Consider the following 12,448-nt stretch of genomic DNA (forward strand, 5'->3'; position numbering starts at 1 on the left):
TCATCTTGCAGAGAAAAACCTGCAGGGTGCTGTCAACCAAATGGAAGAATATTTGGCTCTGCATCCGCATCAGATAAACTCCGACCGTTTGTATGCCATCAAAGCCGACTATCAGATGATGATCGACTACTGGCGAAAAGGCTTTAAGGACCCACAGCTGCCACAGCTATACCAAAAGCTGCTGCATCGCATGTATGTGCTTTATGCCAATATAATAACCAATGCACGCGTACTGAATTCACCCATACTGTCATCGCTCATGATGAAAGCACGACTGAGTACTCGCGACTGGTCGATTCAGGTCATACGTGAGCAGCTCGAGTCGTTTGTATCTGATGTCGCCATGCTTGGGTTGGAACCGCAGCATACCGTTCAGGAGCACAGAAAGCAGGTTTACCTGCAGCATAACCAGTTGATATGTGAATTCTTCGCCCATATCATGACTGCCGACCTGTGGACAGACGGACAAGGCGAGGCCATGAAGCAGTTGCTCCTATCGCCCACTATCGACTCTGCCGACCAGCAACTCATTATCAGTGCTATGATGCTGGCTACTATGAGCTGTTTCGATATCGTGAAATACCGTACAATGGTGCAGGTATATCTGAACGCAACAGATGAGTATGTGCGCCAGCGCGCATTGGTGGGATGGGTGTTCTCCATCGATCTTGAATTGGCGAATAAACTCTATCCTGAGGCTAACCAACTGGTTAAGCAGGTACTCACATCGGCCAACAATGTGAAAGAGCTGGTAGAATTGCAAAAGCAGTTATTCTACTGCAAGAGTGCTGAGGAAGACCGCGACACTATCCAGAATGAGATTATGCCCGACCTGCTGAAGGGGCAGAACATTCAGAATATGCGGGCCGAATTCATGGAGCAGGATGAGGATAGCGTACTCAACGACATCCTGAACCCTGATGCCGAAGAAGAGAAACTGGAGAAGATGGAGGCTGGATTCCACAGGATGATTGATATGCAGAAGCAGGGAAGCGACATCTATTTCGGCGGATTCTCGCAGATGAAGCGATTCTCTTTCTTCAACGAAATAGCCAACTGGTTCGTACCGTATTATATTGACCATCCAGGCATCGCAAAGGCGAAGGATAAATTCGCCGATGTTGAGTTCCTGAAGGTGATTCTGGAGCGTGGCCCTTTCTGTAATAGCGATAAATACTCGTTTATGCTGGCCTTTGATAGTGTACTCAACCAGATACCTGAACATATGCGTGGCATGCTCGACAAAGGTGAGGCTGCTATCGTGCAGAAACTGGATGCGGCTGAAATGAATACTCCTACCTATATCCGTCGCATCTATCTGCAGGACTTGTACCGATTCTTCCGTCTGCATCCTGCTCGTGGCGAATTCGATGATATCTTTGCCGACGATGCATGCTACAGTTGCTTGTTCCTGAAGCAGCCTGTATACAAAGATACTGCTATCTGCGATTATTATAAAGATGTGGCTACCTTCCTCGCTAAGCGCAATCGTTACGACGAAGCTGCATTCTTGTTGAAGGGGCTGAAAGATGAGAATAAACGCGACTATGACTATTATATGCTGATGGCTTGTTTGGATGAACGACCAGAGGAAAACTATCAGCGGGCATTAACGCTGAAGCCCAAGGATGAGCGGGCCTTGATGGGGTTGGCCAGGACATTGTTTAAGAATTACAAGTTTGAGAAGGCTCTCGATGCTTATAATCAGCTGTTGGAGTTGAGTCCTGATAAACTGTCGTACCTGATTCACAAAGCCGTATGTCTCACCAATCTGCATCTTTATGCTGAGGCAGAGCAGATACTGTTCAAACTTAATTATGAGGATCCTGACAACCTGAATGTGGCTCGTGTGCTGGCATGGGCGCTCACGGGTAACGGAAAATACGAACCAGCCGGACGATTGTTCGAACAGCTGGTGGATGGAGAGCAACCATCGGCTAACGACTTCGTTAACTATGGCTTCTATCTGTGGCTGACGGGTAAGTTAGACGAGGCTGCCAGCTGTTTCCGCTCCAGCGTGGACTATGCCGAGGATATTGAAGATGAACAGGATTACTTTCACCAGATTATCTTCAACGAGCATTCTTTGCTACATGCGAAAGGTATTACTGACGAGGAGATGCAGATGATGGTCGACATGATTTGCGCTTGAGCTTCCACTGCTCTATCAGCCAGGTGACAAGTAATGGGATACCTACACCAGCAATGGTGTAAGGTATCCAGAACAAATCTTCTTTCGAGTGTTCGTGAATCACCATGTGGCAGCCTATCTGTTGTATGTCCAGACCATAGTACCATATCTTAATCAGACTCACCACCTTATACGAAATAATGTGGAAAATGAAGATGTTGAGCGTGTGGTCGCCAGTATAAATCAGGAACCGCTTCAGCCAGTTCTCCTTCTTGTCGAGCAAGGTGCTGATGTTGTATGTCATCAGGAATCCTAACAGGGCTGGGATGGGTAGCGAGAGGAAATGGGTATAGTCTGAACGCCAGTTCATATTGGCTTCGAGATAATGCGAGAATAGATAGACGGTGATGCCAAACAGTACGGTTGTCCATACGATGGCATAGTATCTCTTCATGAGTGCTTGATAGCTATCCGCATATTGGCGGAAGATGAATCCACAGCCAAAGAAGAAACAACCCATCATATCGCGATAGCCGCCCTGAACCAAGGTGATAACCCTGATTCCCTCGTAGGTTTTCCAGCCGCAGAGCAACAGCAGAATTACACAGATCATGTAAGGGATATATTGCTTCCAACGGGATGACTTGATGGTGCTATCCAGCACCTTATATATAATAAGGTATAGGATACTGGCAACGAACAATCCACGGAAGAACCAGAAAGCGCCGCATAGGAAGGCATCGTAGCCGCCCATTGCCGTGAAGATATTCCAGAAGTTCTGCTGCATCTGATGCCAGCTGTAGGGATGGGTCACGCCGCCCATCTCGTTGCCGTAGGTCTCGTTCAGAATGCCAATCTTGAACATCAGGTTGTGAATCAGCAGGAAGAACACACTCCACTTGACAAATGGCAGATAGAGCCCCTTCACACGTTTCTTCAGGAATGTTGCCTCGTTGTGAAGATACTTCAACGAGAAAAAGTAGCCGGCTGTGATGAAGAACAACGGCATGTGGAACTCGAAGATAAACGACTGGAGTGCTCCTGGAGCCTCTGCATGACCTATCACCATCAGGATAATGGCGATACCTTTACAGATGGATATCACGGTGTTTCTGTTCATCGGCAATCTTACATAAATGGGGTAAACAACTGGGCAAACCAACCACGGAACTTCTGCCAGCCTGTGCGGAATTTGTTCCACTCTTCCGGGGTTAGCAGCACGCTCTTATGAGTGTCGCGAATAAACATATCCTGCAGTTCCTGAGTCACCCGTTTGTTGATAATCAGTGCATTCACCTCGTAATCATATCGCAGACTGCGAGCATCAAGATTGGTACTGCCAACGGTACAGAAACGTCCATCAACCATCATGATTTTAGAGTGATGGAAGCCTGACTGGTAGAGCCAGATGTTGGCACCTTTCTTCATCAGTTTGTGAACATTATAGTACACGGCATCGGGTGTCAGAGGAATATCGCTCTTGGCCGATACCAGTATATCTACTTTGACACCACGCTTGATGGCACGATGAATAGCTTTCTTGACTGAAGGGGTGAGGGTGAAGTAGGGGTTGATAATCTGGATGGAATCCTGCGCATCGTCCAAGGCATTGATATAGAACTGGCGCATGATCTTGTTGGTCTTGTTGGGTTCGCGATTGGCGATTCCCACTAGCATGTTGCCGTGCTCCTTGCCTTGAAAGTATTTGGCATCCTGCAGTTGCTCCTTGGTCACTTTCTGCCAGATACGGGCAAAGATTTCCTGCAGCTCGTTGACCACAGGACCCTCTATGCGACAATGCATATCGCGCCATTCGCCCACCTGATCTGTACCCACAATGTAGTAGTCGGCCACGTTCATACCACCCGTGTAGGCTATATGCCCGTCTATCACCACAATCTTGCGGTGGTCGCGAGGCCAGATGTGATTGACCCAGGGAAAACGTACAGGGTCGTACTCGTGGATATCTATACTGTCTGCACGCAGACTCTTGAGGTGGTGCTTCTTTAGTGGCTGATTGTTGGAGTCGTTGCCAAAACCATCAAACAGGGCTCTTACCTCAACACCCTCCTTGCGCTTTTCGCGTAAAATGTCAAATAACAACGAGGCTATCGAGTCGTTGCGGAAGTTGAAGTACTCCAGATGCACACTGCTCTTGGCGTTGCGGATATCCTCAAAAAGCAGGTTGAATTTGTCCTTACCCGACATAATGAGCTTGACATCATTATGCTGGTAGAAGGTTACTCCCACCTCTTTCATCTGACTCACTATCAGCGAGTCACTCGTCTGAGCTTGTCCTATTAGAGAAATCAGCAGGAATAGTATGGTAACTATTCCTGTCTGACAATGCTTTCTTATGATCATTTACGATGTTTCAGTCTATATTCGAGTGGCGTCATGCCGAATTTTTCCTTGAAGATGTTGATGAAGTTCTCGGCAGTCATGAATCCAATGTTGGATGCCAACTCACTCATATTAATATTCGTACGTTTCAACAGAATACAAGCGTGTTTCAGTCGCATGTCTCTCACGAGTTCAGCTGGGGTCTTGTTGGTCAGACTGCGTACACGATGGAAGAATGGTACACGTCCCATACCCATCGCGTTAGCCATCTCTTCCAGACTAATCTGTCCGCGACTCATATTCTGCAGTACATATTGCTCTATATTTTTCAGCAGCTGGCGGTCCATAGCATCAACCATCGAGAAATCGGCACCACCGCCTTCGTCCTCGTCGTCGGCACCCTTGATGCCTTCTGGCAGATTGCTGGTTACCGCCTGGTTGCGTGGATTCTTCACAACAGCAGTGTCGACCTTGTTCATAGGGTCATCGGCACTAACCTCAGCCAAAGCGGTTGGGCTTATCTCGCCTGCATCCATGGTCTCTGTTGCTGTGGTCATACTACTGCTCTGACCTTCGAGCTTACGTGTCTCTGCACCTTCAATCAGGTTGTTGTCCATCTGTACGGCACCCAGACCCAAAACCTTGTTGAATCGCATGGTAGCTTCCTGCATATTGAAAGGCTTAGCCAGATAGTCGTCTGCACTCAGAGTGATATTCTTTGAACGCATATCTTGTGGCGTCAGCACGGTATCTGTCATCAGGATAAACTTCATGTTCTGAGTCACGTAGTTGGTCTTCAACTGGTTACACAGATCACTACCTGTCATGCCGTACATGTCCTGCTTACAAACTACCAGGTCGCATTTCATCTGCTCTAAGTCTTCGGCAGCTTTCTCAATATCGTTATAAACGTGGAAATTATAGACAAACTTCAGTCGGGCTGCGGCAAACTCCAGGAACTGTTCGTTATCATCAATCATGATGACTGTAAACTTGGTAGTAGGTGAGTCCATTGCAGCACGCGAACGTGTGGTTTCTGATGTCAGAACCTCACTGGCAATCTCTGGCAGTTCAATCTCTCCCTTGCTGTTGATGGTCAGGCGATCCTGAACATTATTCTTTGCTCTCTCTTCTGGATGTTCCAGATTCATTTGCATATCGGCTACGCGAGTGATAATCTGCAGCATCTGTGAGTGGAGGGCATTCAATTGCTCTTTCTCTTCGAGCGACTTTTCTTTTTCAGAGAGGTTGCCTATGATAGATGTCATGCGAGCCATAGGTTGGCGCAAGTCGTCGCTGGCAGCTTTGATCTCCTCGCGTTGCAAGTGCAACTCTCTGATGACGGCCTCTTTTCTGTGCTTGATGGCTTTCAGTTGATTCAAACCGATACGCCAGAAATAGATAATCACTACCAATACGATGATGTAGGCAGTTATCATCCACCAAGATAGCAGGAAATGGCGTTCTACATTAATCTCCAATACGCGCTCCTGATTACTAACTGCACCTTCAGCATTGATGGCCTTGACGTGCAGGATGTAATTGCCGGCTTTCAGATTGTTGAATGTTACACCATGAGTCAAAGCATCGCCATTACGCCAATCCTCGTCGCGACCTTCCATCCAGTACATGAACTGCAGACGCTCACTCTGATTGTAGTTACCTGCGGCAAATTTAATGGTGAAGGTGTTCTGACTATGACTGAGCTCGATACGGCTGGTCTCGTTTAGAGCCTGCGATAGAATCACTTTGCCGTGATACTCATGGCCGGTTATCACTTCTTCTTCACCAATAAACATCTGTGTCAACATGACGCGAGGAAGTTCTTCTTTCTCGGCGCCATCTCTGTGCAGTACCCAGTTTACACCATACAGACCACCCAGTAGAACCTCGCCGTCCTGCTTGGTTAGGATTGAGCCTGTATTAAATTCGTTGCTCTGCAAGCCGTCGGCAGTGCTGTAGTTATACAGTCCATAGTTGTTACTGCTTTCTTCGTGATTACGCTGGATCACAATTCGACTTACCCCTCGGCTGGTAGTTACCCATATACAGTGGTTCTTGTCTTCGGCTATACCACAGATGTTATTATTACAGAGCCCTTGTTTTTCTGTCAGATAGTCCAGCTCGTCGGTCTCCAGATTCAAAATGTTCAGACCTTCGCGTGTTCCTACCCAGATAAGTCCGCGAGAGTCCTGGAAAATCTGTGTGATATAGTTGTTCGTGAAACTCTTAACATTGGTACTATTACCTGTATATACCTTCTTTTCTGTTGTCGATAGGTTCAAGATAATCAGACCTTCGCTGGTACCAATCAACAGGTTGTTGGCATTGGCATCTTTCTTGTAGAACAAGCATGTAATGCTATTGGTGCTCAGCTTTCCGTTCTCGCGTGTGTATGACGAGAATGAATTCATTCTTGGGTTGTAAACCTGAAGTCCGCCGTTGGTGGCTATCCATAGGTTACCGATTTTGTCTGTAGTCAGTGCGTTAATGTGGTCGTCAATAATGGTGCGAACACTATCTCTCGCTACAGAATAGATGGTTGATACACCATCCTTGATGCGGGTCAGTCCATTGCGCTTAGAGCCAATCCATATACTACCATCAGGTGTGTTGCCCATGCATGATACCTTCAGGCTGGCCAGCTGACCGCTAAACCCAATCACACCTTTGTCGCTCGTACCATACCAAATGGATCCGTCGGAATGCTGAGCCATAGCTGTCACATCGCCCAAAAGATTAGACCCGAATCGGTAGATATATTTGCCGGTATAGGCCACGCCCGATTTCTCGGTTCCAACCCAAAGAAGACCAGTGTCGTCCATATAGACGCTCTGTATGCTGACATTATCAGAAATCAGCTGTTTCTCATTGATGTTTCGTGGCTGGACTGACTGTATTTCGTGAGTGTTTGGATCCATTCTGAGCAGTCCTAACTGGTCGCTACCAATCCAGATGCTACCATTATTTCCTGCCATACCGTTAATGTTACGATCAACGCCCAAACCTGTAACGCCCAGTCTTTCGCTGATGGTGTAGTCCCATGTGCCTTTTTTCTTGTCCCACATAACCAGAGTGCCCTGTCCGTATAGCCAGACGTTACCATTACTATCGGCATAGGCACGCAAAGATTTGGTTTTGTGGTTCTTCAGTGTTGCAGGACCCTCTGCTACCCAAATGGTATTTTGTTGGTGCATCACGTCGCTGCAGGCTATCTTTCCATCGTCGTAGACTATCAGGGCGCCATCGTTGCATTCGCTGATTGAGCAGACTACGCCTTGTGGAACGCCTTTGGAGTCGTCTGTATATCCGAATTCGTATAATAGTTGTTGCTGCTGATTATAGCATACTACTCCCTTATTTGGGATGGCTCCCCACAGATTCTTATGCTTGTCGACATATACCACTGATGGAATAGTTTCTATACCCATACGTGCGAAAGCTTGTTTCATGTCGCGCTCAAAGCTCTCCGTTTGTGGATGATAGATACAATAACCTTGGGCCGTTTCTATCAGCAGATTGCCATCAAGTGTCTCTTGAATGGAGTTGATATAGCTATCGCTCAACGAACTACCGTTCTGCGAGTCACTCTGGAAGTTGCGGAAAGTGTAGCCGTCGAATCGGTACAATCCTGCGGGCGTACCAAACCACATATAGCCACGCGAGTCTTTTAGTATGCAGTTTACCTGGCTGGATGTCAGGCCGTCTCGTGCTTCCAGCGTCTTAAACAGATAGTCGGCCACCACTCCTAATGGAATAAGTAGCAACAAAACGATCAGTATTTTCTTTATAGCTCTCATATCATACAAGAATAATGGTCAACTACGCCCAACAGATGATCCTCACCGTCGGTTACCAGTACTGAATGTACTTTAAATTTATTCATGATTCGTTGAATCTCTGTAATTTTCGTCTCAGGTTTTACCATCTTAGGTGTACGTGTCATAATATCACTGACAGTACGGTCAAAGAATTCTGCCTGCCATTTCTCCATGGCACGGCGGATATCACCATCGGTAATAAGCCCTGTAATCTTATCGTCAACCATGGCTATACCCAGCCCCAACTTACCCTTGCTGACCAGAATGATGGCTTCGCCAAGATGCATTTCCGGTGGGAGTATAGGCATATCTTCTGTACGCATAACATCCTGAGCGGTGGTCAGCAGTCGTTTACCTAATTCGCCCCCCGGATGGAACTGGGCAAAATCGCGTGGCTGGAAGTTGCGTTTCTCCATCAGTGCAATGGCCAGAGCATCACCTACAGTAAGTTGGGCGGTGGTGCTGCTGGTTGGAGCCAAATTCAGGGGACATGCCTCTTTCTCTACTTGCACATTGAGGTGGTAGGTTGAGTATTTTGCCAATAGTGATTTGGGGTTGCCGCTCATCCCGATGATGGGAATTTGCATGTGCAATACCATGGGGATGAAGCGCAGCAGTTCATCGGTTTGTCCTGAGTTTGATATAGCCAATACAACGTCGTCCTGCGTCATGACTCCCAAGTCGCCATGAAATACGTCAAGCGGATTGGTAAAGAACGAAGGAGTGCCAGTACTTGATAGGGTGGCTGCAATCTTGGCACCAATGTGGCCGCTTTTGCCCACTCCAGTAACAATTACCTTTCCTTTGCAGTGCAGTATTAAATCTACTGCCTTGTCAAAGTTCTCGTCAAGTTGCGGAATCAGTCCTAATACTGCTTCTGCCTCGTCCTTAATACATTGTATAGCTATTTCTCTTGTAGTTTTCATTATATTATGCTAATAGTTTCTTCACAAGCTCCTCCAGCTTATCGAGTTCCAACATGTTTGCTGCGTCACTCAATCCGTGATCTGGGTCGGGATGCACTTCAAAGAAGTAGCCTGTAGCGCCGAATGCTTTGGCTGCCAAAGCCATCTGTGGGACAAATCGGCGGTCGCCCCCCGTTTTACCATTGCTGCCACCAGGGCGCTGCACACTGTGGGTACAATCCATAATAACGGTTGGCACAATCTCCAACATATCAGGGATGTTGCGGAAATCAACAACCAAATTGTTGTACCCCATCATGTTGCCACGTTCTGTCAGCCATACTTCCTTGGCGCCGGCATCTTTAGCTTTCTGAACAGGATAAATCATATCCTTGCCCGAGAGAAATTGGGCCTTCTTGATGTTTACAATGCGCCCTGTTTTTGCGGCGGCTATTATCAGATCTGTCTGTCTGCACAAGAATGCTGGTATCTGGATGATGTCGCACACCTCACCGACAGGCTCAGCCTGACAACTCTCGTGTATGTCTGTCAGTATGCGAAGACCATATTTTGATTTTATATCAGACAGCATCTGTAGTCCGCGGTCAATGCCTGGTCCACGGAACGAGGTGATGGAAGTACGGTTGGCCTTGTCGAATGAAGCTTTGAAGATGATATTAATTCCCAGTTGCTTGTTAATCTCAACCAACTTCTTGGCCACTGTGTCGAGAAGTTCTGCCGACTCAATGACGCATGGCCCTGCTATGATGTTTGTCATGTTGCTCATATTAATGCTGCAAAAATACGTATTTTATTCAAATCCGCCAAATTATTTGCTTAAATTCTTTATTTTTTCAATGTTTATTGATTCACTATGTGAATATCCCTCTGTGGGAATGGAATGTTGATATTGTTCTGGTTCAACGTATCGTAGATACATTTCAGAACCTCGCTGATGACATACGAACGCTTAGGTGCTTCAGCCCAAACAAACATCTTGAAGTTAATACTGGAATCGGCCATCTCTGCTACTACGCACTTTGCACGTTTCTCTTGGTCAATAAACTCATTATGCATGTCGTTGACAGCGTCTTCTACCATGGTGGTAACTTCTTTGAGATTTGAACCGTATGCAACGCCAAAGGGAACCACAGCCAAAACATAGCCGTGGTTGCGCGTTAGGTTCTTGTAGTTCTTTGCAAAGAGCTGAGCGTTCTGAAATGTGATAACTTCACCTTGCATGGATTCAATTACCGTTGATGTGTAGCTAATAGAAACAACCTTACCCATGGTGCCGTCAACATCAATCCAATCGCCAACTTTTATACGCCCAGCCATGAGTGAGGCGCCGTAATAGATATTCTCAATGATGTCCTTTGAGGCAAAACCGATACCGGTTGACAGACCTCCTGAGATAGCCAGAAGCCAAGCTAAGCTGATGTTGAGTAGTGACAATGAAAACATGAGCCACATACCCCAAACCAGAACCTGAATCACGTTGCGCCCCATAACCTCGCGGCTGGCTGCAGTTGATGGATCGCTTATTTCATAGTGTATTCTGAGGAAAGCTAATATTGTCTTGGATATATAGCGGAATAAGAACCACATAGTAATGACCATAGTAAGTTTTGCCATGGAAAGTTTCAGGTTCTCCAGATCTATTACGTTGTATACGAATATCTTCATACACATATCGGTCAGATTGAACACCTTGGCTGCCCAATATATACTCAGCAGGACAGAATGTACCCCCATGACGGGTATGATGACTTTTTCTACAAGATAATATGCCCATGTCTTGGTGATGGGCTTCTGAGTCAGGCGCTTCCGCTTGGCATAGATTTCCAGATATCGGCTGATACAGTTGATGGTTAGGATGCAAGTTAACTGCATGATCCACCAGATTATGAGTTGTACGGCAAATAATGTGTAACCAATAAGCGAGCAGATTACTGATGTGACGAAAACAATCAGTGAAACGTAGGTGTAGAAAATATCACTACGGGGAATGTTCTGATTATGACGACGAATCACACCCCACTGCCAGAAGGCACTCAGAAATAAGATTGGTGGTAATGCTAAATTGACTAATTCGTTTGGTATCAGAATGATACGACAACCGATAACGATGAATCCTACGGCTATTAATGGGGCATAGATGCGGAAGGCACTCTTAATCTGTTCTCCTTTTACGCGGAGTAGTAGTGATATGAGAATGACACCTAGCAGCCATGCGTATTCAACTAGCAGATTGGACGCCATAATCAGGAAGTTCTGACTTGTGGTGCTGATGACTAATCCTTGAATAATTGCAAAAGTAACGGTTGTCGTGGCCAGGATGATACACGTTCGTTTCTTTAGGAATTCTTCAGTTTTTAATCTGTTGGGGAGGATAAACTTGAAGAAAAGGAGATTGAGTATAATGGCTACGACTACATAAAATATAATTCCAAGGAACATGCCGAAAATCCATTGTGGACTCCATTGTGAATTAACATTGGATTGGAAGCTGTATTTCTTCTGCAGGTTGTCCGATAGTTGTTGCCAGCGACGGCTCATATTTTTCAGTAGAGTGGGGTAACTGTCTCCACCATTGATAAAAATGCTTTGTTGGATGTCATTATAGCGTTTCTGTGCGTAGTCGTTCAATTCGCTTAAACGATTCTCTGCTTTGGTGTAAAGGTATATGTTGCGGCGTAGTGTACTTGCGTTTTCTTCCAGCTTTCCACGAATGCTCTGAGCCAACAGTAAGCATGAGTCGCGGTTTTGTGCACCATATTTCGTCATGATGCGTTCAGGGATGCCTTGCAAGTGGTTTATCAAACTGTCATATCTAACGATTTCGTTTTCTGTTTTTGATAGAAAACTAGTAAATGGTAGCTGTTGACGATGAAAGTCGCGATACTGCTGCGTGGCTTCATGGCAGGCGTAGGTCAGGTCAAACACGTTGTCTTGTTGCTGTGAATAAAGCATTAATGCATTTTGGTCGGCTCGCTTCATAGTTGACATCAGTTGCAGGATCAGGCGCTTAGTTCGGTCTTTGCGTGCAGACGATCTACGATCCAACTCGTTATTGTACTGCTTTAACTCTGTGCGTAATATGCCCAGCGTTTGTTCCAAATCCTTTTCTTTAAGTACAGCTCCAGCCTCTATGATGCTTAGGGCGAAAATGCATAATAACAGTAATCGTTTCATATTCAATGCAATGTTCGTTTTACATTTTGCAAAATTACATTTTTTTTCTCGTT

7 protein-coding genes are annotated in these 12,448 nt (G+C 46.1%); 1 reads left to right on the plus strand and 6 read right to left on the minus strand.

The genetic code is table 11. The features are described 5' to 3' along the window. Window positions 1–40 precede the first annotated feature (40 nt). On the plus strand, window positions 41–2,152 hold the full coding sequence (locus T491_RS0106255; RefSeq protein WP_197018809.1) for a tetratricopeptide repeat protein: 2,112 nt from the start codon (window positions 41–43) through the stop codon (window positions 2,150–2,152). Here the strand turns inward: T491_RS0106255 and T491_RS16970 are convergent. The 6 genes from T491_RS16970 to T491_RS0106285 all read right to left on the minus strand — a co-directional run bounded on the left by T491_RS16970 (window position 2,106) and on the right by T491_RS0106285 (window position 12,395). Then, window positions 2,106–3,251, minus strand: a complete 1,146-nt coding sequence (locus T491_RS16970) for an acyltransferase family protein (RefSeq protein ID WP_051523001.1) — start codon at window positions 3,249–3,251, stop codon at window positions 2,106–2,108. The two genes, T491_RS0106255 and T491_RS16970, sit on opposite strands and share 47 nt — an antisense overlap. Window positions 3,252–3,259: 8 nt before the next feature. Next, on the minus strand, window positions 3,260–4,495 hold the full coding sequence (locus T491_RS0106265; RefSeq protein WP_028903133.1) for a phosphatidylserine/phosphatidylglycerophosphate/cardiolipin synthase family protein: 1,236 nt from the start codon (window positions 4,493–4,495) through the stop codon (window positions 3,260–3,262). Further along, on the minus strand, window positions 4,492–8,274 hold the full coding sequence (locus tag T491_RS0106270; RefSeq protein ID WP_081773267.1) for a two-component regulator propeller domain-containing protein: 3,783 nt from the start codon (window positions 8,272–8,274) through the stop codon (window positions 4,492–4,494). The genes T491_RS0106265 and T491_RS0106270 overlap by 4 nt, the downstream gene beginning before the upstream one ends. Next, window positions 8,271–9,221: an SIS domain-containing protein gene (locus T491_RS0106275; protein WP_028903135.1), complete on the minus strand. Its 951-nt coding sequence runs from the start codon at window positions 9,219–9,221 to the stop codon at window positions 8,271–8,273. The genes T491_RS0106270 and T491_RS0106275 overlap by 4 nt, the downstream gene beginning before the upstream one ends. A 4-nt stretch (window positions 9,222–9,225) precedes the next feature. Beyond that, window positions 9,226–9,987 carry a 3-deoxy-8-phosphooctulonate synthase gene (gene kdsA, locus T491_RS0106280; RefSeq protein ID WP_255327031.1) on the minus strand — a complete coding sequence of 254 codons (762 nt, stop codon included), beginning with the start codon at window positions 9,985–9,987 and terminating at the stop codon, window positions 9,226–9,228. Window positions 9,988–10,061: 74 nt separating this feature from the next. Then, on the minus strand, window positions 10,062–12,395 hold the full coding sequence (locus tag T491_RS0106285; RefSeq protein WP_081773268.1) for a mechanosensitive ion channel domain-containing protein: 2,334 nt from the start codon (window positions 12,393–12,395) through the stop codon (window positions 10,062–10,064). Window positions 12,396–12,448 lie beyond the last annotated feature (53 nt).

The organism is Prevotella sp. P6B4, assembly GCF_000619985.1.
Lineage (GTDB): Bacteria > Bacteroidota > Bacteroidia > Bacteroidales > Bacteroidaceae > Prevotella.

Excerpts from the sequence above, each read along its gene's own strand:
- T491_RS0106265 (WP_028903133.1), bottom strand. The coding sequence starts at position 4,495 with ATGATCATAAGAAAGCATTGTCAGACAGGAATAGTTACCATACTATTC.
- T491_RS0106285 (WP_081773268.1), bottom strand. The coding sequence starts at position 12,395 with ATGAAACGATTACTGTTATTATGCATTTTCGCCCTAAGCATCATAGAG.
- T491_RS0106255 (WP_197018809.1), top strand. The coding sequence starts at position 41 with ATGGAAGAATATTTGGCTCTGCATCCGCATCAGATAAACTCCGACCGT.
- T491_RS0106275 (WP_028903135.1), bottom strand. The coding sequence starts at position 9,221 with ATGAAAACTACAAGAGAAATAGCTATACAATGTATTAAGGACGAGGCA.
- T491_RS0106270 (WP_081773267.1), bottom strand. The coding sequence starts at position 8,274 with ATGAGAGCTATAAAGAAAATACTGATCGTTTTGTTGCTACTTATTCCA.
- kdsA (WP_255327031.1), bottom strand. The coding sequence starts at position 9,987 with ATGAGCAACATGACAAACATCATAGCAGGGCCATGCGTCATTGAGTCG.
- T491_RS16970 (WP_051523001.1), bottom strand. The coding sequence starts at position 3,251 with ATGAACAGAAACACCGTGATATCCATCTGTAAAGGTATCGCCATTATC.